This is a genomic window from Enterococcus sp. AZ063, assembly GCF_051715045.1.
Lineage (GTDB): Bacteria > Bacillota > Bacilli > Lactobacillales > Enterococcaceae > Enterococcus_D > Enterococcus_D casseliflavus.
Map to the genome: position 1 here is coordinate 2,765,080 of NZ_JBIOTA010000001.1, position 22,535 is coordinate 2,787,614.

The following is a 22,535-nucleotide window of genomic DNA, read 5'->3' on the forward strand; positions in this document are numbered from 1 at the left end:
GAAAGATACCAGTAAGCCCGCAAATTTCTTTTTTCTTTCCTTGATAGACTGAATGTAGTAAGAATCGAAAAGCGGAAGGAAGAAAAACATGAAAAAAATCGCCATTATTTTTGGAGGCAATTCACCGGAATACACCGTTTCTTTAGCTTCAGCAACTAGCGCAATCGAAGCACTCCAATCATCTCCCTATGACTACGACCTCTCTTTGATCGGGATCGCCCCAGATGCTATGGATTGGTACTTGTATACAGGAGAACTGGAAAACATCCGACAAGACACGTGGTTGTTGGATACGAAACATAAACAGAAAATACAGCCGCTATTTGAAGGAAACGGCTTTTGGCTAAGTGAAGAGCAGCAAACGTTGGTACCTGATGTTTTATTTCCCATTATGCATGGCAAATATGGGGAAGATGGCAGTATCCAAGGATTGTTTGAATTGATGAAGCTGCCTTATGTAGGTTGCGGGGTGGCAGCCTCTGCCTTATGTATGAACAAATGGCTGCTGCATCAAGCTGCAGCAGCCATTGGCGTACAAAGTGCTCCTACGATTCTCTTGACAAATCAAGCCAACCAGCAAGAACAAATCGAAGCTTTTATCCAGACCCATGGCTTTCCAGTTTTCTTTAAGCCTAATGAAGCGGGCTCCTCAAAAGGGATCACTAAAGTCACCTGCGTTGAAGAAATCGCTTCTGCCTTAAAAGAAGCCTTTACTTATTGTTCCGCAGTGCTCCTACAAAAAAATATTGCCGGTGTTGAGATCGGTTGCGGTATTTTGGGCAACGACTCTTTGACTGTCGGTGCTTGTGACGCCATTTCATTAGTAGACGGCTTTTTCGATTTTGAAGAAAAGTACCAGCTGATCAGCGCCAAAATCACCGTCCCTGCGCCATTGCCTGAAACGATTGAAACCAAGGTCAAAGAACAAGCTCAGCTGCTCTATCGTAGTCTTGGTCTTAAAGGTCTTGCTCGCATCGACTTTTTTGTCACGGATCAAGGAGAACTATACTTGAATGAAATCAATACTATGCCGGGCTTTACGAGTCACTCCCGCTATCCTGCCATGATGGCAGCGGTCGGCTTATCCTATCAAGAACTACTACAAAAACTGCTTGTCTTAGCAAAGGAGGAAGTCAAATGAATCCCTATCTACAGTTAGTTAGCAAAGAATTTCCGTTAGAAAAAAACCAAGAACCCCCTCATTTAGTCCTTGCTGCCTTCAGCGAAGACGAGGTTTACTTGCAGCCAGAAGCAGCCAAACAATGGGAACGGCTCGTCAAAGCTTTAAAGCTTGAAGACGAGATCTGCTTATTAGATGGCTACCGAACCGAAAAGCAGCAACGGTATTTATGGGAATATTCCTTGAAAGAAAATGGGCTAGCCTATACGAAACAATTTGTGGCATTGCCCGGTTGCAGTGAACATCAGTTAGGCTTAGCGATCGATGTTGGTTTAAAAGGCAGCCAGGATGATTTGATCTGCCCACGATTTCGTGACAGCGCAGCCGCTGATTTATTTACCCAGGAAATGATGAACTATGGGTTTATTTTACGCTATCCCGCGGACAAACAGGAAATTACAGGGATTGGCTATGAACCATGGCATTTTCGTTATGTCGGTCTGCCCCATAGTCAAATCATCGCCAGCCAACAGTGGACCTTGGAAGAATACCATCAATACCTTGAACAAACGGCGAGGCAGTTCGCATGAAGAAGAATCAAGGAATCGAGCAATTTCGGGTAATTTTGGCGATGATGGTGGTGGCGATCCACTGTCTGCCTCTTCATCACTTATGGCCTGACGGTGATATCCTGATCACGTTGACGCTCTTCAGAATTGCCGTTCCCTTCTTTTTTGTGATCAGCGGATATTACGTGTTCAGCGACTTAGCCACCCAAAACAGCTATCCTGCCAGACATCGTGTCTGGCAGTTTATTAAAAAGCAGCTGCAAGTCTACCTCATAGCCACACTGCTCTTTTTGCCGCTTGCTTGGTACAGCGGCATGCTAGGGTTGAACATGCCACTAGGCACTTTTATTCAAACTTTGCTGGTCAATGGCATCCTTTATCATCTATGGTATTTTCCTGCGATCATCACCGGCAGTCTACTAGTGATGGGCCTCTTGACACGTCTTTCTTTCAAGCAGGTGTTTTTCATTGCTGTCGGTTTGTATGTGGTTGGTTTAGGTGGGGACAGCTGGTCTGGCCTGGCTGCACAAACACCCATTACGCCACTCTATTCACTGATTTTTCAACTATTGGATGGAACTCGCAACGGCATTTTCTTTGCTCCTTTGTTTTTGATCTTAGGGGTACTAGCCAGAAGATTTTCCAAGAAACCAGCTTCTCCCCATCGCTATAGTTATCTGCTGATCAGTCTGATTTGTTTGCTTTTGGAAAGTTACCTTTTGCATCACTTTACCACGCCGAAACATGACAGCATGTATGTTTTTTTGCCCTTCGTCCTGTTGTTTTTATTTCCGATCATCCAGCAATGGCAAGCACCCATAATCTGGAAACAAGCGGGTCGACTGTCCCTTTGGCTCTATTTGCTCCATCCTTATACCATTGCAGTGACCCATTTTCTTAGTCAAAAGCTGCCCTTGCTGCAAAACAATCTGATCAATTTCTTCGTGGTCTTAGGACTGACCATTGGGGTGGTGCAAGGTCTCTTTGCTTTGCAAAAGCTGTTCCCGTTTTCGAAAAAAACGCCGCCCCACTTGCAGCGAGCAGCCAAAGAATTTTCCGCCCTCGCTTTGTTGCACAACCTGCAGGAAATCAAGCGATTGATCCCAGCAACAACTAAAGTGATGGCGGTGGTTAAAGCGGATGCTTATGGTTGTGATGCGAAGACGGTCGCCAGTACCCTAGAAAGAGCCGGCGTCGATTTCTTTGCCGTTGCTACCCTTGAAGAAGCCATTGAATTACGGCGAGCTGGCATCAAAAGTCGCTTACTGATTTTAGGGTACACTTCTGCCCAACGTGCCAAAGAGCTGAAACATTATTCCTTGATTCAAACCATCGTTAGTGAGGCCCATGGGCATGCTTTAGCTCAAACAAGTATTCCGATCGAATGCCATTTAGCGGTAGATACTGGTATGCACCGCTTAGGTGTTGCACCTGATCTTGAGACAGTTACTGGACTTTACGCCTTGCCATCTCTCAAGATCACGGGCATTTTTTCCCATCTAGGCTCTTCAGATCAGCTGGATACGGCAAGTATCTTGCGGACACAAGCCCAAATCACTTGTTTTGATGATCTGTTGGCTGGCTTATCCGCTAGAAATATCGCCTATGGACTGACACATCTGCAAAGCAGCTACGGAATATTGAATTACCCAGAGAAACACTATGATTATGTACGTCCCGGTATTCTTCTAACTGGTTCATTGAGCGTCCCGAACGAACCAACGAAGCAGAAGATAAACGTACAGCCGATTTTGACACTCAAAGCCTTACTGGTAGACAAAAAAACAGTTGCCGCTGGTGAAGCGATCGGCTATGGATTAGGCACTGTTTTTGATCGACCAGCCACGATCGGGATCGTTAGCATCGGCTACTGCGACGGGGTTCCACGTGCCCTATCAAACCAAGGGTTCCAGCTTTCTTATCAAGGTGCTTTACTCCCGCAGATTGGGTTGGTTTGTATGGATATGCTCTTGATCGATTTAACGGACTATCCAGAACTGGCGGTCGAAAGTTCGCTCGAAGTAATCAGCGATTGGACGACTACCGCTGATCAAGCACAAACCATTACCAATGAATTGATCAGCCGCCTAGGTTCCCGCATCACCTCTAGTTCAAAGTAGAAAACGAATGCATTCGCTTACCGATTACGGTATGATGGGTGTAGAGTAAATGGTAGTGTAAATGAAAAATGATCGTAGATAGTTGGAGTGAATCAAGGATGGCAGAAAAAATAATTGTTGTTGATGATGAAAAAGAAATCGCGGAGTTAGTCACGACGTTTCTAAGGAATGAAGGCTTCCAAGTAGAACCTTTTTATGATGGAACGAGCGCTTTGGCCTATCTTGAAAAAGAAACGGTCGACGTGGCGGTTTTAGATGTGATGCTGCCGGATATCGACGGCTTCCAGCTGTTGCAGCAAATTCGTAAGACCCACTTTTTCCCAGTACTGATGCTCACGGCAAAAGGGGAAGACTTGGATAAAATCACCGGTCTAAGCCTTGGGGCAGATGATTATGTGACCAAGCCCTTCAATCCTTTAGAAGTCGTTGCTCGGGTCAAAACGCAGCTGCGGCGATACCAGCGTTACAACCAGTCAGCGAATCCCCAGAAGATTGAAGAATACGAAAAGGAAGGCTTACTGTTGAAAATCAACAGCCACCAATGTTTTCTTTATGGCAAAGAGGTTTTCTTGACCCCCATCGAATTTAAAATCTTGCTTTACTTATTTGAACACCAAGGATCGGTCGTTGCCTCGGAAACCCTTTTTGAAGCAGTTTGGAAAGAAAAGTATTTAGACAACAATAACACAGTGATGGCACATATCGCCCGTTTGCGGGAAAAACTGAACGAACAACCCCGCAAACCGAAATTAATCAAAACCGTATGGGGGGTCGGCTATATCATTGAAAAATAGAAGTCCATTGATCCGCAAGCTCTTGACCCAATACTTTATCACCACGGGCATCTTGATGGCGATCTTGATCATCATTCCTTTCGCAGTACGCTTCGTTGCTGGAATGAGGGTCTGGTATGGCTATGAACCCATTTATCAAATTTTACGACTTTTTGCTGACTATTGGCTTCTTTGCTTAGCCATCGGGGCCTTACTGATTTGGGTGAGCACAACGATTTATTATATGAGTAAAGCTATCAGTTATTTGAATGAAACGATCCAAGCCACAAACCAACTGATTGCCGAACCCACGAAGCGAATCGTTCTTTCCAGCAATATGATTGATGTGCAAGAAGAAATGAACCAGTTGCGAGAGAAAAACTTACAGGATCAACGAGCCGCCAAAGAAGCGGAACAACGAAAAAATGATTTGATCGTCTATCTCGCACATGATTTACGAACGCCTTTGACCAGTGTGATCGGCTATTTGACGCTTTTAGAAGAGGAACCGCAGCTTTCTACCGAACTACGCGCACGCTATACGAAGATCGCCTTGCAAAAAGCCCAACGGCTGGAACTATTGATCAGCGAATTTTTCGAAATCACCCGCTTTAATCTTACAACGATCGCCTTGCAAACTGAAACCACGGATCTGAGCTTGATGCTGGAACAGTTGACGTTTGAATTTTTGCCGCTGTTAGAAGAAAAAAATCTCCATTGGCAACTTCAGCTACAGAAAAAAGTCTTTGCGACCGTTGATACGGAGAAAATGGAACGCGTTTTTGACAACTTGATCCGCAATGCCATCAATTATAGCTATCCTAACTCCCCTTTGCGATTAGCCATCAGCGAGTCTGATGATATCCTGATTCGTTTGACCAATCAAGGAAAAACGATCCCAGCTGAAAAGATCGGCTTGATTTTTGAGCCTTTCTACCGCATGGATGCTTCCCGAGCAACAGCGACGGGTGGGACGGGTCTTGGTTTGCCGATCGCCAAAGAAATCGTTGAAGCATTAGGTGGAAAGATTTGGGCGGAAAGCCGTGATGAAACCATCGTCTTTTCGATTCGCCTACCGAAGGCAGCAATGGAAAAAAATGAACAGCTGTCAAAGCCCCATCCATCTGAACCAACCGCTTAACAGGCAAACAACCTGAGCATTTCGCTGCTCCCCTTCTAATTCAGAAGGAGGAATAGCTGCTCAGGTTGTTTTTTATTGATTGCTTATTGATACACCAAAGATCGTAACGCTTGATCGACTTTTTCTGCCGCTAAGCGTCCTTCACGAATCGCCCAGATGACTAAACTCGGTCCTCTTTTGGCATCTCCTGCGACTAACACTCGTTCATTGTTCGTCGTGTAATCATCGTACACTTCTCGCACACCAAAGGCATCGAAGAGTTGGGTCTCTGCACCAACAAAGCCCATTGCCAGCAAGACCAAATCCGCCTTGATCACTTGCTCTGTGCCAGGGATCGGCTGAAACTGTTGATCCACTGAGACCGTTTCGATGGCGATCAACTGGCCGCGTTCGGCGCCGATAAAGGCCGTTGTGGACACCCCATGATACGTCACTTGTGTTTGTAGCACTTCAGCCGCTTCTTCTTGCCCATATCCTGTGCGGGCTGTCATTGGGTATTCTGGCCAAGGATTGCTGTCGGTCCGTGTCAATGGCAGTTGGGGCGTGATCTCCAATTGACGCACAGAAGCGGCTCCTTGCCGAATCGCTGAACCAATACAGTCATTTCCAGTGTCGCCGCCACCAATCACGATAACATGCTTGCCAGCAAGTTTTTTACTTGTTGCCGCTTTGCCATGCTTTAACACATCTTTGGTTGCTTCCGTCAGATAATCGACTGCAAATTGCACCCCAGTCAATTCACGCCCTGGAATCTTCAAGTCACGAGGAACACTAGCTCCTGTTGCCAAGATGACCCGATCATACTGAGCGGCCAATTCTTCTGCCGACAAGTCACGACCGATCTCCGTATTAGCGACAAAGGTCACGCCTAGCTCTGCCATCAAGTCAATCCGTCGCTGAACGACGTCTTTATCTAATTTCATATTTGGAATACCGTACATCAGTAAACCGCCAAAGCGATCACTGCGTTCATAGACCGTCACTTGATGCCCTAGTTGATTCAAGCGCCATGCAGCGGATAAACCAGCTGGTCCGCTGCCGACGATGGCAACTTTGAACCCAGTCGCTTCTTGAGGCAATCCCGAGGCTTTGACCCAATCATTTTCAAAAGCAGTATCGATAATAAAGCGTTCATTGTCGTGGATCGTGACACCCGAGCCATTCAGTGCTTCGGTACAGCCTTTTTCACAAGGAGCTGGACAAACACGACCAGTCATTTCAGGTAATGGGTTGGTTTTGGCAAGACGCTCAAAAGCGGCTTGGAAACGCCCTTGATAAACCAAGTCATTCCATTCAGGAATCAGGTTGTCATTGGGACAACCTGAAACCGCTCGTTGCCCCCCGTAAAAAGAACCGGTATGACAAAAAGGAATCCCGCAGTTCATACAGCGTGCTGCTTGCTCTTGACGCTCATTTTCAGGCAATGGCGTCTGTAATTCTTGCCAGTCTTCGATTCGTTCTGCCACTGGTCGGGTAGGATTTTCTACTCTTGGGTACTTTAAAAAACCAAATGGATCTGCCATATTAGTCACGCTCCTTTCCTAGGATGGTCAATTGTGGACCGACGACAGCTTCGAAGGCTTTCGTCACAAGTTCATCTCCGACAAACCCTTGGTCCGCCAAGGTCTCCGTCGCTTGGATCATCTGATGGTATTCTGTCGGATAGACTTTGATGAAATGGTGCTGCTGATTTTCCCAATCTTCTAGGATCTCAGCCGCCTTCAATGAATCTGTATAGGCGAAATGCTGCTGGATCATCTCTTTTAGTTGGTGGTCATCGCCACTTTCGCCAATCCGATATAAATCGACCATTTCCCGATTGCATTTATCGGCAAAGGTTTGATCGGGGTCGTAAACATACGCCACGCCACCGGACATTCCAGCACCGAAGTTGCGGCCGGTTTTTCCTAATATCACCACGACACCGCCAGTCATGTACTCACAGCCATGATCGCCAACACCTTCGACAACGACATTGGCTCCACTGTTACGAACACAAAAGCGTTCGCCAGCAATGCCTCGGAAATAGCCTTCGCCTCGATTTGCCCCGAAGCACGCTACATTACCAACAATTGGTGAATGCTCTGCGTCATAAGCGGCATCTTCAGGTGGCACAATGATCAAGCGGGCACCGCTTAACCCTTTGGCTACATAATCGTGGGCCTCACCGATCAGTTTCAACTGGATGCCCTGGGTGGCAAAAGCCCCAAAGCTTTGTCCAGCAATACCTCGATACGTAAACTGTAACAGACCTGGCGTAACTTCATAATTGCCAAAACGTTCCGCGATCCAGCCTCCTAAACGCGCGCCGACTGAGCGTTGAACATTATTGATCGTATGATTCGTCACGATTTCTTGATTGTTGTCGATAGCAGCTTGTGCAAAAGCATCTAATTCTGGCCATTGACGTTTCTCAAGGAATGGATCGGTCACTTTGCGTTCGATTGGGATTGTCGTCCCAATCATTTTCGAAAAGTCTAATGATTTTGCTTTGCCTTTAGCAACGAAGCGTGGTGTCAACAATTCCGCATGTCCTACCATCTCATCGATGGTACGAAAGCCTAACTCAGCCATCGTTTCCCGTAGATCTTCTGCTAAAAAGTACATCGTATTGATGATGTGCTCAGGTTTTCCAGCAAAAAATTTTCGCAACGCTGGGTTCTGTGTAGCAATGCCGACAGGACATGTATTGATACTGCATACCCGCATCATGACACAACCAATCGCAACTAGCGCTAAAGAGGCAAAGCTATATTCTTCTGCTCCTAAAAGAGCAGCAATGGCGATGTCCCGACCCGTCATCAATTTTCCATCTGTCTCTAAGGTCATTCGCTGCCGCAAATGATTCATAGCTAACGTTTGATGGGCTTCTGCGAGCCCCATCTCCCAAGGCAAGCCGGCATCACGGATCGAATTTCTCGGAGAAGCACCGGTCCCACCGTCATAGCCTGAGATCACGACTACGTCTGCGCCAGCTTTGACGACACCGGTAGCGATCGTACCCACGCCCGTACTAGAAACCAATTTGACATTGATCCGTGCATACGGATTGATGGCTTTTAAGTCATAGATCAGCTGGGCTAGATCTTCAATCGAATAAATGTCGTGATGTGGTGGCGGTGAAATCAATCGAACACCAGGCGTAGACCCTCGAATCTCGGCGACCCACGGGAAGACTTTATTGCCTGGTAATTGGCCGCCTTCTCCAGGTTTCGCTCCTTGCGCCATTTTGATCTGAAGTTCATCTGCACTCATTAAATATTCGGCGTTGACACCAAAACGGCCAGAAGCTACTTGTTTGATGCGACTATTATAATTAATGCCCTCTACTGGTTTGAAACGATTTCGGTTTTCGCCACCTTCTCCACTGTTGGATTTTGCCCCGATCGCATTCATTCCTTCAGCAATACAGCGATGCGCTTCTTCACTTAGTGAGCCGTAGGACATCGCCCCGACTTTAAATCGTTTGACGATCGTTTCGACAGGCTCCACCTCAGCTAACGGAATACTGCGTCTTGTGTTCGCAAAGGTCCACATAGACCGTAACGTCGTTGGATTGTCCAATGCCTCTTGATTCATTTCCGCCGCATATTCTTTATAAAGCTCATAACTGCCTGTGCGAACGGCTTTTTGGAACCCATAGATCGTTTTTGGATTGAACAAATGATGCTCCCCATCGGCTTTGTACTGGAAACTACCGCCAGAATCAAGATAATCCATTCGTTTTTCACCATATGCTGCCTCATAACGCGTCAAATATTCTTGCTCGATTTGCGCTAACGAGAGACCACCGATACGGGTAACCGTGCCGGTAAAATATTCAGCGATGACTTTCTCAGAGATACCAACCGCTTCAAACAATTGTGCCCCGTGGTAACCGGCGATCGTTGAGATCCCCATTCGTGACATGATTTTGACAATGCCCTTTTCACATGCCTTGCGGTAACTCTCGATCTTCTCTGAAAGCTCAAAATGCGCCAATGTCTGGTAAGCCCCATAAGGATGGACCCCACTTGCTCCGTAGCCGACTAACATGGCATAATGATGGACCTCACAGACTTCCGCTGTATCCGCAACGATCGATGCCAAGGAACGTTTGCCTTTTCGCACCAAATAATTGTGCAGGCCTGATACCGCCAAGAGAATCGGAATCGCCACTTTTCCTTCTTGCGCTTGGATGACTTCCCGATCACTTAAAATGACGATCGTTGCCCCAGCATCGATTTTTTGCTCCGTTTCTTTAAAAAGCGCTTCTAACGCTTGTTGCAAAGCTACCCCGTTTTCTGGTACATAATCATAAAGAATCGACTGTAAAACCGCTTTTTGACCATTTTGATTTAACTGTTTGATCTTTTCATATTCACTCGTTTTTAACACAGGACTAGCAATCTTCAGCTTATTACAATTGATTCGGATGTCCTTTGAAACATCCCCATCTCGACCTAAAAACAGCTCGGTACCGATTACTAATTTTTCGCGAATCGCATCAATGGGTGGATTGGTCACTTGGGCGAATTGTTGCTTGAAGTACGTAAACAAGGATTGGGGACGTTCGCTCAAAATAGCTAAGGGTGAATCAAACCCCATGGAGATCACTGGTTCTTCTCCCGTTTGAGCCATTGGTAAAATCAACGTGCGTATGATCTCATCCGTGTAGCCATTTCGTTTCCAAAGGGTCTGGATCGCATCGTCTGCTGTTTCCTCCTGCTTCTTAGTCCCAGGAAGCAGCTCTGGTGTCAATAGGTGTTCCGCTAGCCACTCCTGGTAAGGATGGGCATTCGCATAATGCGCTTTGATTTCTTGATTTCGTAAGATCATCCCTTTTTGGGTATCCACCAAAAACATATTTGCTGGTCCAAGCACCCCTTTTTCAATCACTTCCGACGCTGGCAGATCCACCACGCCTGACTCAGAGGCCACGACAACAAAACCAGCTTTTGTGATCGAGTAGCGAGATGGTCGCAATCCATTACGATCAAGGGCAGCTCCCACCATCTCCCCATCGGTAAAGCATAAAGCTGCTGGTCCATCCCAAGGAGCCATAAAGCTTGCATTGTATTCATTAAAAGCCGTCAGTTCTGGCGTCAAGCCAGCTTCTTTAGACCACGCTTCTGGCACCATCATCAACAGTGCTTGGGGAATGTCTCGACCTTGACGATACAAGTATTCCATACAATTTTCCAGCTTCGCAGAATCGGAGTTTTCGTCATCGTAGACTTCGATCTGATGTCCATGCATCCAATTTTCCGCCCCGCGTAACGTGTTGATTTCGCCATTATGGGCTAAGAAACGAAATGGTTGCGCCCGACTCCAGCTTGGAAAGGTATTCGTTGAAAAACGAGAATGGGTCAAAGCAATACTCGAAGTCATTTCTGGGCTTTGAAGATCTTTGAAAAACAAGCCAACTTGATAGGCATGCAGCATCCCTTTATAAACAACTGTCTTACTGGACAAGCTGCAGATAGACAACTCATCGATATGATACGTTTTTTCCAGTTTACGCCGTAGCCGGTAAAGCTGATCTTCAAAGGGACGGCCAGCTGCTACATCGACAGGCTTCTCAATAAAGACTTGCACAAAAGATGGCATGACTTTTTGCGCCCCCGGCCCACACTGATAATAATCATATGGAACGTCACGCTGCCATAAAACCGTAAAACCCATTTGTTGAATATCTTTAGCTACTTCTTCTTGGACCTGTGCTGCTCGGAGCTTTTCTTTCGGTAAAAAAAACATCCCAACAGCATAGGCGCCTTTTTCAGGCAATGGGATTCCTGCCTCTTTTGCTTGCTGCTGAAAAAAAGGATCTGGCATCGCCATCAAGATTCCTGCTCCGTCCCCCGTGTCAGGTTCAGCGCCAGTTCCCCCTCGATGATTCATCCGTTCTAACATCGTTAAGGCATTTTGGACGAGCTCTCGGGAATAATGACCATTTTTCTGAGCAATGAACCCCATCCCACAAGCATCTTTTTCAAAAGCGGCATCGTACATCGTTTGGTTCGTTGTTTTCATCATCTCTAAATCACTCATGGAATCACACTTCCTTTCAATATTCTGAATATTCCGATTTTTAACAGTTTACAACCTGATTTTCTATCTGGCAAGTTTTTTTTACTTGATCCAATTTAGTTGATTTCTTCCTTCAAGGGTTACTTAAATCCATAGAACAAATAGTGACTTGTAAATCACAGGCAGGAATCTTCGTCTAATAAGGTTTTTTTATTATACAATAAACTGTCGGAAAATTATTGCAAACAAATGAGAATCGTTATCAATTAACGCGAATTTTCTCATTTGGATGTCACAAACAGCTGCTTATGTCCCATTTTCAAGGAACAAGCTTGACTGATTTCAAAAAAAAAAGATGACCCGCAATGGGATCATCTTTTTCCGTTTTTTTATTTTTCAAAGCCTTCTGCAACCGCTTCAGGATAGTTTTCTTTGACAATAGCTGCGCAATGGCCGCAAAGTGTTGGTAGCTGCTCTTCTACACCGACATCCACACGGACTTGACGACAACGTTCGCAGACTTCACCTTCGGCTTTTTCCACTAAGATCGCCACGTCTTCAAATTGATAGGCCGCTTCTGGTGCTGCTTCACCTGCTTCTTTGATCGTTAAGAAGTCCGGTGAAATGATCAGCAACTGAGCGATATCTGAATCGATAGCTTTTAGTAATGCCGCAACTGGCTCAGTTGGATAAACAGTGACTTTCGCTTCAAACGATTTCCCGATCAATTTTGCATTACGTGCTTCTTCCAATGCTTTTAAGACATTGTCACGGAAATCAAGGAAAGCACGCCATAAATCAAGCAGCTCTTCTTGGTTAGCAAATGTATCATAGCCAGGGAACTCCGCTAATTGGACATATTCCTCTTCTTCTTTCAAATGTGACCAGATTTCTTCTGCCGTATGCGGAATGATCGGCGTCAGTAATTTCGTCAACGCAACCGCTGTTTGATAGAAAACGGTTTGCATGGCGCGACGTTGGAAATCATTTTCAGCTTCGATATAAACGACATCTTTCGCAAAATCCAAATAGAAGGATGACATATCGACTGTCAAGAAGTTAATGACTGTTCGGTAAATATGCAAGAAGTTGTATTTTTCATAACCATCTTCTCGGATCGTTTTGATCGTTTGATTCAAACGAACCATCATGTATTTATCGACAGAACGCAAGTTTTCAAATGGTACGCTGTCTTTTGCTGGATCAAAATCACTCGTGTTCGCTAATAGGAAACGCATGGTATTGCGAATTTTCCGATAGACTTCTGATACTTGATTCAAGATATCCATAGACACTCGGACATCCGCTTCGTAGTCAACACTGCTGACCCAAAGACGCAAAATATCCGCACCCATTTGGTTGATCACTTTTTCTGGTGCAATGGTATTACCAAGAGATTTACTCATCTTACGGCCTTCGCCATCTAAGGTGAAGCCTTGAGACAAGACGGCTTTGTATGGTGCGACTTCATTGATCGCCACACTAGTTGTGATACTTGAGTTGAACCACCCGCGATATTGATCAGAACCTTCCAAATACATGTCAGCTGGGAACGTCAATTCTGGACGTTGACGTAACACGGCTTCGTGAGAAGAACCTGAATCAAACCAAACATCCATGATGTCAGTTTCTTTCGAGAATTTACCGTTTGGTGAGCCTGGATGCGTGAAGCCAGCCGGCAGCAATTCTTCGGCTTCTTTTTCAAACCAAATCGTTGAACCATGTTCAGCAAACAAGTTTGCCACATGCTCGATCGTTTCAGGCGTGATGATGGCTTCGCCGTTTTCTGCATAAAAGATTGGCAATGGTACACCCCACGCACGTTGACGAGAGATCACCCAGTCGCCGCGATCGCGAATCATATTGTATAAACGGGTTTTGCCCCATGGAATGATCCAATCTACTTTTTCGATCTCATCCAAAATGTTTTGACGGAACTTATCAATTGAAGCAAACCATTGTGGCGTTGCCCGATAGATGACTGGTTTTTTCGTCCGCCAATCATGTGGATAGCTGTGAGTAAAGAAGTTTAGTTTTAATAGCGCCCCTTTTTCTTCTAAAAGCTCAGTGATCATTGGATTGGCTTTGTCATAAAAAACCCCTTCAAATCCTGGTGCTTCTTCTGTGAAGACCCCACGGCTATCGACTGGTGATAAGACATCCAGTCCATATTTTTTGCTGACGATGTAGTCATCTTCCCCGTGTCCTGGTGCAGTGTGGACCAAACCAGTACCGGCATCCAATGTCACATGATCCCCTAACATCAACAGAGACGTACGGTCATAGAAAGGATGTTGCGCCGTCATTTTTTCTAATTGATCGCCTGCAAATTCTTGCAATACTTCGACAGATTCCCAACCAATCTCATTCGTCACGGTTTCTAATAAATCTTTTGCCACGACAAATTTACGACCATCAGCTAAGATTTGAACATAGGCAAAGGTTGGATTCACAGAGATTCCTAGATTCGCTGGCAAGGTCCATGGCGTCGTCGTCCAGATAACAAAAGATGTATCTGAATCAAGCAAATCTTTGCCATCTGCGACTGGGAAAGCAACATAGATCGATGGTGATTTCACATCTTTGTATTCGATCTCGGCTTCTGCTAGTGATGATTCACTAGATGGTGACCAGTAGATTGGTTTTAATCCTTTGTAGATATAGCCTTTTTCTGCCATTTTTCCGAAAACGCGAATTTCTGCAGCTTCATAATCGGGCGTCAGTGTGATGTATGGGTGCTCCCAGTCACCAGAAACCCCTAAACGTTTGAAGTCAGCTCTTTGTGTATCCACTTGTGTCAAAGCATATTCTTCACATTTTTTGCGGTATTCTGCCAAGCTCATTTCTTTGCGCTTGATTCCTTTATTTGTCAACACTTGCTCGATCGGCAAACCATGGGTATCCCAACCAGGTACATAAGGGGAACGGAAACCTGACATTGATTTGGAACGTACGATAATGTCTTTACTGATTTTGTTCAATGAGTGTCCGATATGGATGTTCCCATTTGCATAAGGAGGACCATCGTGTAAGACAAAGGTTGGCTTGCCTTCATTTAATTCTTGACGGCGTTGATACAATCGATTTTCTTCCCATTCTTTTTGCCAATCCACTTCGCGGTTCGGCAAGTTGCCTCGCATTGGAAAAGCGGTTTTTCCAAGATGCAGTGTTTCTTTCATTTTCATTCTTGTTTCGCTCCTTTTCGTCTCACTACGTTTCCGTATAATTTCTAAATCCATTGACTCGACCAATCAATTGCTTCTATTGAACGTATCAAAATGGATTGGTTGCCATGACTTCCTTGTGTTTAGGTCTCACTGATTTTAAAAATCAATCCTAGTGATTCCTCGTTTGGTTACTACGCTCCCTACGGTCGCCTAGTACTGTTCATCATCTATTCTGTCTTGCTTCGCAAGCCAATCATAGTGATTCCTAGTAGGGTTACTACGCTCCCTATGGTCGCCTAGTACTGTTCATCATCTATTCTGTCTTGCTTCGCAAGCCAATCATAGTGATTCACAGCAAAAAACACGTCCGTCCCTGGCAAGGGACGAACGTGTTCGTGGTACCACCCAAATTTTTATTGTCGTTAGACAATTCTTTGATGATCGGTAACGGGATCAGGCGTCGTTCTCTACTTGAGTCTTTGGATAATCGGCTCTTTAAAGAACGCAACTCACAGATGATCTGATTTCTTACAGGGTTTTATTTGGCTTCCACTCTCCCAAACTCGCTTGAAAAATATAAGAAATTTTTCTGTTCTGTGTCTTAGTTGTTATCTGTTTTGTTCAATTCGTCTAATAAGTTTCTCGCATCATCTAATGTTTTCACTTCAGGGCTTTCGCTTACATCAACGATTTTTTCATCTGATTCAACAACGTCCACATCAAATGTGTCCACTGCTTCTGAGTTTACTCCAGAACCATTTTCACTGTCAAGTTCTTTTGATAAAACTTCTCTGATTACTTGATGGGAATCTTGCACGTAGCTTGAAAATGGCGCCAAAATCTCTTCCCACTCTGGGCTCTTCACTTGTTCTAATTGGGTTTGTAACATAACCAATAAGTTGTTGTGGAAGACTCTGGTTTTCTTCTTCAAGTCATTTGTTTCTGTTGCCAATTGACGGGCATTGTCTGTTGCATCCGTCAAAATCTCTTTGGCTTTTTCTTCCGCTGAGGTCATCAAGGCATGGGCATGTTTTTCTGCAGTAGCAACCATTTCATCCGCACGGTTTTGGGCAGACGTAACGATCACTTCTGATTCTTTGCTTGCGCTTGTTTTTACTTTATCCGCGGTATCTTGAGCCACGATGATGGATTGGTTCAAGGCGTCTTTCAGTTCATTGAAATACTCTAGTTTTTCTTCGGCATGTTTCAATGATTTCTCTAACTCGCGATTGCGTTGAACCGCTTCTTCATAATCGCGAACGATCATATCCAAAAAGTCATCGACTTCGTCTTGATTGTATCCTCTCATTTTTACTGAAAAGTTTTTATTTTGAATGTCTAATGGAGTTAATGCCATATTCTATACACCTCTTTGATTTATTTACGTAATACACCTAATAACAATCTAACTTTTTCTTTTTTCGTGGTTCCTTCTAACCCCTGTATTTGAATCCGACCAAATCCTCTTACTGAAACGATATCCAGTAAATCCAGAACAAAATCTGGTCGTAGTGCTTCTGTCCAGTTTACTTTTACTTTTCCTGATTCGATCAACTGTTTCGAACGCTGACGTGAGATGTTGTATACGGCAGAGATCACTGTATCAAGACGCAATGAACTAACCGTTTCTCTTTCCTCGGTCCAGCCATCTTTAGGAACGATCAACTCGGTGTATTTTGTTTCTTCCAAGCGCACCGATACGTTTCCGATTTTATCCACTTGGAGTTGGATAAAATGACTGACTTCAGCGGCAACGAATACTTGCCATATTTCACCATCGGAAAGAATGTCTCCAAAGTATTCCCTCTTGACTCCAGTCCCCATTAACGTGCCTAAAACTTTCCCATGACTCAACACCGTAAATTTTTTCGGATATTGAATCGTAAACAAAGTCATGTCAAACTCATCGGTGGTGGGCTCATAATAATCGGGATAAATCAAACAACGTCGTCTTTCAGCAGCTTCGTAACCACCAAAAAAGCGGAAGCTTAAATCCGTTGATTGACGAATCAAGCTTTCTAAAATATACGCTTGTCTCGGATCTAAAAAATCAGTTAAGTAAGGCGCATACTGCATTTGCACTTGTTCGATCCATCCTTGAGCGGAATCAATAAAAGGGCGTTCATCGTTTCGAAAATGTTGATAGACATTTGCGTTCACCGATAACCACCCCTTACGTTAAAATAAAATTGATTGTAAGATCAATATCAATGCTTGTGATGCTAGCTGTAAGACGATAATTGCAAACGCAATCGTAAAATCAATACCAGCAAAACTTAATTTCAATCGATCAAATAAACTCAAATACGGTTCACACACTTTTGCTAAGAAACGGCCAAAAGCGGATTGATACCCTCCTGGAAACCAAGACAAAAGTGCATAGATCACTAATAAAATGGTATACAGATAAACAGCATCACTTAGTAATTTAACGAATCTCAAAAATAAAATTGGCGTTCCTCCTCACTTTAGATATCAAAAAAATTGGTATCTGCTAATGTTTGGGCAGTGCCTTCAATTTCCATACCCTTAGGCGTGCAAAGAAAAATTTCATCGCCAACACGCTTGATATCACCATCTTCAGCGTACACTGTTCCTGTTAAAAAATCAACTATTCGACGAGCTTGGTACTCTTCAATTAAATGAAAATTAACAAGTACAGCATCCCCATTGATGACCTGCTTGGCAATCCCCATCGCTTCGGAATAGACGCGTGGCTCTACGATCGTTATTTTACCAGCTGCTTGTGCGGGTGTTTCTTTTGCTTTTGTTTCTTTGACTCTCGTATTGCTTCTTTGTTGTGCCATCGGAACGACTTTTTCTTCCGTCTTCGTCACCGGTCTTACCCGTTCAGCCGCAGCTGAAGCTTGTTGATAGACAGCTGCTTGTGGTTGCTGTCTGTATTGATAGGCTTGATTTTGTGGTTGACTTGTTGTACGTGTTGCCGCTTGGCCAGATGCATACGTATTCGTGGTTGCTCTGGGGGCTGTAAAAGCTCCTCCTTGGTTCACAGCTTGTTTAGACGCTGTGCGTGCCGGTTCTTCCGTGGCAAATGTTTCTTCGTAGTAATCTTCTTCGTCAGTCAATCCAAAAAAATTGGTCAGTTTCTCTTTGAGCGACATCGGTCAACCTCCTTTTTTATTGAAATAATGCTGTTCCTACACGAATAAATGTTGCACCTTCTTGAATCGCAATGGGAAAATCATTACTCATTCCCATACTCGTTTCTAAGCAAGGGGCATGTGTAAGATGCAGGTCAGCGATCTGTTGTTGAATCCTTTTTAATTCTTTAAAAATCTGATGCTGCTCGTCTTTGGAAGCAGTGAGCGGGGCCATCGTCATCAATCCAACAACACGAATTTTGTCGAACGAAGCAAGTGCTTCAATAAAAGCCATTACCTCTTCAACAAAAATCCCTTGTTTCGTTGCTTCCTGCGAAACATTCACTTCCACAAAGCAGTTGATCGGATGCTCTGCTCGTTTTTGAATTTCTTGTGCCAGTTTGATTGAATCTAACGCATGGAAAAAATCAATCTCATTTATAATTGATTTTACCTTTCTGCGTTGCAAATTGCCAATAAAATGCCAACGGACATCTGGATAATCCTTTAGTGCTGCCTTCTTTTCAAGTAGTTTTTCTACTCGATTTTCTGCACAATCCCGCACACCATTTTCTAAAAGGACTCTTGTTGTTTCTGTATCGACGGATTTTGTCACAGCTGTCAAACAGACATCATTGGCATTTCTAGAAACAAGAGCACAGGAATCCTGTATCTCTTGCTGAATCTTGTGCAAGTTCTCAGAAATCATGTGCTCTGCCCCCTAGCGTTTACGACGGAAAAATGGTGGTGTGCTTAATTCGTCGTCATCATTCGAACGTACTTCATCACGGCTGAAGGTATCGAATTCTTTCTTTTCTACATTTTCAAATGTGTTTTCTTCTACTTTAGGTCGTACATTTTGTTCTTTGCGGATATCCCAATCACCAAAGCCATTGCTTTCTTCTGCTTGCGCTGGGCGTGCTTGATCCATATCTAATGTTGGTTTTTGAGGGATAGAATGAATTTGACCTTGGCTTTGTCTGCTAGAGCGAGAACCCCGTTCTTTTTTTGAAGGGTCAATGCCGGTTGCAATGACAGTCACACGGATCTCATCGCCTAAGTCTTCATTGATTGATGTACCTAAGATAATGTTTACGTCGCCTGTTGCCGCATGAGCGACGATATCAGAAGCATCTTGTGCTTCAAATAAAGTCATATCCAATCCGCCAGTGATGTTCAATAGCACTTGTTCTGCGCCATCGATCGACGTTTCTAGTAATGGTGAAGAGATCGCTTTTTTCGTTGCTTCGATCACACGTTCTTCCCCGCTAGCAACACCGATTCCCATCAAGGCTGTGCCTTGATTTTCCATTACTGTTTTCACATCAGCGAAGTCTAAGTTGACATAACCAGGTGCAGTGATCAAGTCTGAGATCCCTTGAACCCCTTGACGCAAGACATTGTCTGCTTCACGGAATGCTTCAAGCATTGGCGTTTTCTTGTCAACAACTTCTAATAAACGGTTGTTTGAGATGATCAATAAGGTATCGACATTCTCTTTTAATTTAGCGATCCCTTCAGCCGCAAAACGGCCACGTTTTGGTCCTTCAAAAGTAAACGGACGAGTAACGACACCGACTGTCAACGCGCCGATTTCTTTAGCGATTTTTGCTACGATCGGTGCAGCACCTGTTCCGGTTCCGCCACCCATACCAGCGGTAATGAAAATCATGTCTGCGCCTTCTAATGATTCGCGAATAGAATCTTCACTTTCTTCCGCTGCTTTTTGACCAACTTCTGGTTGAGAGCCAGCACCAAGTCCGCGGGTATATTTAGGGCCTAATTGAATGACTGTTTCTGCTTTTGAGTTTTTTAACGCTTGAACGTCAGTGTTGGCTGCAATAAATTCTACGCCCTTGACATTTTCTTCGATCATACGATTGACTGCGTTGCCGCCACCGCCACCGACTCCGATGACTTTGATCACAGCGCCGTCATTGATGTTATTATCAATTGAAAATTCCATAATTTATCTTCCTCCTGAGAATCGTTTTAGATTATTCAAAGATATTTGAGAAGAAATCTTTTACTCGGTTTGTGATCGACTCACCTTTTTTCTCTTCTTCTGCTTCTTCATAAGTTTCTTCTGGCGCTTCATATTGTTCGTAATGCACTTCTTGTTGTTGAATAGCAACGGGCTGTTGCGCCACTGTTTTTTCACCAGTGATCGCACTTTTGGCAAGCTGATACACTTCGCTTAAGTTTGCCGAATAGTCAACGATACTGATCACATTCGTGAAAACAGGATTTCTAAGTCCCATATGATTAGGAACGTAAAGCTTGACGTTTGTTTCGAATACTTCTTGAGCAAGATCTACGACACCAGGAAGACTTGCAGCGCCACCAGTCAAGATCACGCCACCCGGTAAATCAAGCCCATCGATTTCGTCTAAAACTTCTTTTGATTTGGTGAAGATTTGTTCCATACGGGCTTCAATGATTTCTGATAAATAGCGTTCATCGATTTTCACTGGTTCTGATTTCCCGATCACATCAACCGGAAATTCTTCGCTGGCTGAAGTGCGTTCAGGATACGCATCCCCATAATTGATCTTCAATGCTTCTGCATTGTTGAAAGAGGTATTTAAAACCGTCGAAATGTCTTTTGTGACAAATTCGCCGCCCTCTTGGTTCACATGGGTGAATTTCAATTGCTTGTCGTGCATCGCTGCGGTGGTTGTTTGGCCGCCACCAATGTCGATGACGATCGTACCAAAATCTTTTTCACCGTCTGATAAAATCGATTCTGTTAGTGCTAATGGCGTAATGACTACTTCATTAACAATCAAACCAGATTTTTCAACACATTTGCGAATGTTGTGAATGATGGTTTTTGGTCCTGTATACACAACACCAAACATTTCTAGGCGAACCCCGATCATGCCACGAGGATCTTTGATTCCTTCAAAACCATCAACGGTAAATTCCTGCGGTAAAATAGCAATGATCTGTCTTTCAGGAGGGGTAGAACGAACGAGTGCTGCGGAGGCAACATTACGCACGTCTTCGTCGGTGATCTCTTTTGATTCACTATTGACAGCGATCATTCCTTGACAATTTTCCACTTCAAGAAGATTGGCTGGTACACCAACACTTACACTGCGAATTTGAATTCCTGCTTTTTCTTCTGCTTGTCTTACTGCTCTTTGAATGGCTTGTACCGTTTTATCGATATCTACAATGATCCCACGGTTGATTCCTTCTGATTTTGCATTACCTACACCAATGATATTCATTTGGCTGTCAACGTATTCGGCTACTACAACTTTTACAGATGTCGTACCGATATCAAGGCCAACATACATTCCCGTTTTTGCCATGGATGGGGTTCCCTCCTACTTAAATTGGATATATAGCGAACCATCACAGTCCGTTTTTAGAGTTCATTCGAATAATTTGTTCACTGTTACCAATTCTACCATATAATGGCGCTTTTTAGAAACAAGTTAATGAAAAAAACTCTTGAATTTTTCCTAAGAATCACTATCAGCTGTTTGATTTTCGTCTGCATCGTCTTCTTGTGTATTTGAAATTGGGTAAGTAAAGATTCCAACTTCCATATCCACAATACTGTCCTCGGTCAAATCTTTGGCAATTTGCGGATAATACTGCATTTGACTCACCATATTCGAAATGTTGACGATCACTTGATTGCCATCATTCATAAAGAGAGTCAGCAGCTCATCATTGCTGTCACGGGGGGTATATTTGATTTGAGAAACGCCATCGCGAATTTCTGAACTTAATTCTTGATAGGCACTAAGTGTTGCTTTGATTTTATCTTCAGCCGAAAAATTTTCTAAAACCGGCAATCCTTCCACTGGCTGCTCACTGATTTCATCTAACACAACGCCATTTTCTAAAACCGGCGCATAGCCACCATCTTGGGCTAGTAAAGCAACTTCTTGAAATTCAGTGACAGTGATATCGAAGCGATTGATACCAGATAGAGAAATTGAGGCATTTTTTATACGTGGCAATTCTTTTTTGATGGCAGACACGCTTTGATTACGTTCGAAAAATTGCGGCCACATCTCTTCATTGACGGTTAGGTCCGAATTTTCGAGAATTGCTTCTGCGGATACTTCATGATTGCCTTTGACGACCACATTCGCCAAACGACTAAGGGGCGAAACGAAATACAAAACAATCAATAAAGGAATCATCAACAATCCAATAATCAAGGCTAAACGGCGAATCAACACTTGGTTGCGGTACGCCTTTAGGTTAGGCAGCCGATCAGCAAAGGAGCGGGCCTTTTTTTCTGGCTCTGGCAATGCTTCCTTCTCATCAACGGACTCTTCCATTGCTTCATCTGCTTCAAAAAATGTTTCTTCTTGCTCGTCTTCATGGTCTGCTGACGCATCTTCTGTTTCTTCAGGAGCAGGAGAAGACCAAGCTGGCTGATTGCCTTTTTCTTGCAAATACTTTAGATTTTCTTTTTGCCAAGGGGTCAACTCTTCCGTTGACGAGGGGGTTTGATCATCATGAGGTGTTTTGTCTTTACTAATGATAATCGCTCCTTTCTATCCCAC

General features: G+C 44.1%; 16 protein-coding genes. 5 read left to right on the forward strand and 11 right to left on the reverse strand.

What is annotated here, in order from left to right; all coding sequences use genetic code 11:
* Positions 1–88 precede the first annotated feature (88 nt).
* The 5 genes from vanC to vanS all read left to right on the forward strand — a co-directional run bounded on the left by vanC (position 89) and on the right by vanS (position 5,723).
* Positions 89–1,141 carry a D-alanine--D-serine ligase VanC gene (vanC, locus tag IGK61_RS13075; RefSeq protein ID WP_074536066.1) on the forward strand — a complete coding sequence of 351 codons (1,053 nt, stop codon included), beginning with the start codon at positions 89–91 and terminating at the stop codon, positions 1,139–1,141.
* Positions 1,138–1,710 carry a D,D-carboxypeptidase/D,D-dipeptidase VanXY gene (gene vanXY, locus IGK61_RS13080; protein ID WP_061053864.1) on the forward strand — a complete coding sequence of 191 codons (573 nt, stop codon included), beginning with the start codon at positions 1,138–1,140 and terminating at the stop codon, positions 1,708–1,710. Before vanC ends, vanXY begins: the two co-directional genes overlap by 4 nt.
* Positions 1,707–3,809, forward strand: coding sequence for a membrane-bound serine racemase VanT (vanT, locus tag IGK61_RS13085; protein ID WP_074536067.1), 2,103 nt, complete (start codon positions 1,707–1,709; stop codon positions 3,807–3,809). The genes vanXY and vanT overlap by 4 nt, the downstream gene beginning before the upstream one ends.
* A 98-nt stretch (positions 3,810–3,907) precedes the next feature.
* Complete coding sequence (gene vanR-C, locus IGK61_RS13090; protein ID WP_005228837.1) at positions 3,908–4,603, forward strand: vancomycin resistance response regulator transcription factor VanR-C; 696 nt, start codon at positions 3,908–3,910, stop codon at positions 4,601–4,603.
* Positions 4,593–5,723 carry a vancomycin resistance histidine kinase VanS gene (gene vanS, locus IGK61_RS13095; RefSeq protein WP_015510159.1) on the forward strand — a complete coding sequence of 377 codons (1,131 nt, stop codon included), beginning with the start codon at positions 4,593–4,595 and terminating at the stop codon, positions 5,721–5,723. The genes vanR-C and vanS overlap by 11 nt, the downstream gene beginning before the upstream one ends.
* A gap of 83 nt (positions 5,724–5,806) precedes the next feature.
* Here vanS and IGK61_RS13100 read toward each other — a convergent pair whose 3' ends face one another.
* The 11 genes from IGK61_RS13100 to IGK61_RS13150 form a co-directional block, all read right to left on the reverse strand.
* Positions 5,807–7,246: a glutamate synthase subunit beta gene (locus tag IGK61_RS13100; RefSeq protein ID WP_005228830.1), complete on the reverse strand. Its 1,440-nt coding sequence runs from the start codon at positions 7,244–7,246 to the stop codon at positions 5,807–5,809.
* Position 7,247: 1 nt separating this feature from the next.
* Positions 7,248–11,753, reverse strand: coding sequence for a glutamate synthase large subunit (gene gltB / locus IGK61_RS13105; protein ID WP_438844934.1), 4,506 nt, complete (start codon positions 11,751–11,753; stop codon positions 7,248–7,250).
* A 368-nt stretch (positions 11,754–12,121) separates the two neighbouring features.
* On the reverse strand, positions 12,122–14,917 hold the full coding sequence (gene ileS, locus IGK61_RS13110) for an isoleucine--tRNA ligase (protein WP_074536069.1): 2,796 nt from the start codon (positions 14,915–14,917) through the stop codon (positions 12,122–12,124).
* A gap of 583 nt (positions 14,918–15,500) precedes the next feature.
* On the reverse strand, positions 15,501–16,256 hold the full coding sequence (locus IGK61_RS13115) for a DivIVA domain-containing protein (protein WP_005228824.1): 756 nt from the start codon (positions 16,254–16,256) through the stop codon (positions 15,501–15,503).
* A 20-nt stretch (positions 16,257–16,276) separates the two neighbouring features.
* Positions 16,277–17,059 (reverse strand): RNA-binding protein, encoded by a 783-nt coding sequence (locus tag IGK61_RS13120; protein WP_010749763.1) that lies wholly within the window; start codon positions 17,057–17,059, stop codon positions 16,277–16,279.
* 18 nt (positions 17,060–17,077) lie between these two features.
* Positions 17,078–17,341, reverse strand: coding sequence for a YggT family protein (locus IGK61_RS13125; RefSeq protein WP_005228822.1), 264 nt, complete (start codon positions 17,339–17,341; stop codon positions 17,078–17,080).
* 26 nt (positions 17,342–17,367) lie between these two features.
* Entirely contained in the window at positions 17,368–18,021 is a 654-nt protein-coding gene (locus IGK61_RS13130; RefSeq protein WP_010749764.1) for a cell division protein SepF, read from the reverse strand.
* Between the two features lie 16 nt (positions 18,022–18,037).
* Positions 18,038–18,709, reverse strand: coding sequence for a YggS family pyridoxal phosphate-dependent enzyme (locus IGK61_RS13135; protein ID WP_074536072.1), 672 nt, complete (start codon positions 18,707–18,709; stop codon positions 18,038–18,040).
* A 12-nt stretch (positions 18,710–18,721) separates the two neighbouring features.
* Entirely contained in the window at positions 18,722–19,966 is a 1,245-nt protein-coding gene (gene ftsZ / locus IGK61_RS13140; protein WP_005228816.1) for a cell division protein FtsZ, read from the reverse strand.
* Between the two features lie 31 nt (positions 19,967–19,997).
* Positions 19,998–21,320: a cell division protein FtsA gene (gene ftsA / locus IGK61_RS13145; protein WP_005228814.1), complete on the reverse strand. Its 1,323-nt coding sequence runs from the start codon at positions 21,318–21,320 to the stop codon at positions 19,998–20,000.
* 153 nt (positions 21,321–21,473) lie between these two features.
* On the reverse strand, positions 21,474–22,457 hold the full coding sequence (locus IGK61_RS13150) for a cell division protein FtsQ/DivIB (protein ID WP_074536074.1): 984 nt from the start codon (positions 22,455–22,457) through the stop codon (positions 21,474–21,476).
* Positions 22,458–22,535: the final 78 nt, after the last annotated feature.

Coding starts and splice junctions, on each gene's coding strand:
- vanC (WP_074536066.1), top strand. CDS start 89: ATGAAAAAAATCGCCATTATTTTTGGAGGCAATTCACCGGAATACACC.
- IGK61_RS13135 (WP_074536072.1), bottom strand. CDS start 18,709: ATGATTTCTGAGAACTTGCACAAGATTCAGCAAGAGATACAGGATTCC.
- ftsA (WP_005228814.1), bottom strand. CDS start 21,320: ATGGCAAAAACGGGAATGTATGTTGGCCTTGATATCGGTACGACATCT.
- gltB (WP_438844934.1), bottom strand. CDS start 11,753: ATGAGTGATTTAGAGATGATGAAAACAACGAACCAAACGATGTACGAT.
- ftsZ (WP_005228816.1), bottom strand. CDS start 19,966: ATGGAATTTTCAATTGATAATAACATCAATGACGGCGCTGTGATCAAA.
- vanXY (WP_061053864.1), top strand. CDS start 1,138: ATGAATCCCTATCTACAGTTAGTTAGCAAAGAATTTCCGTTAGAAAAA.
- ileS (WP_074536069.1), bottom strand. CDS start 14,917: ATGAAAATGAAAGAAACACTGCATCTTGGAAAAACCGCTTTTCCAATG.
- vanT (WP_074536067.1), top strand. CDS start 1,707: ATGAAGAAGAATCAAGGAATCGAGCAATTTCGGGTAATTTTGGCGATG.
- IGK61_RS13130 (WP_010749764.1), bottom strand. CDS start 18,021: ATGTCGCTCAAAGAGAAACTGACCAATTTTTTTGGATTGACTGACGAA.
- vanR-C (WP_005228837.1), top strand. CDS start 3,908: ATGGCAGAAAAAATAATTGTTGTTGATGATGAAAAAGAAATCGCGGAG.
- IGK61_RS13115 (WP_005228824.1), bottom strand. CDS start 16,256: ATGGCATTAACTCCATTAGACATTCAAAATAAAAACTTTTCAGTAAAA.
- IGK61_RS13100 (WP_005228830.1), bottom strand. CDS start 7,246: ATGGCAGATCCATTTGGTTTTTTAAAGTACCCAAGAGTAGAAAATCCT.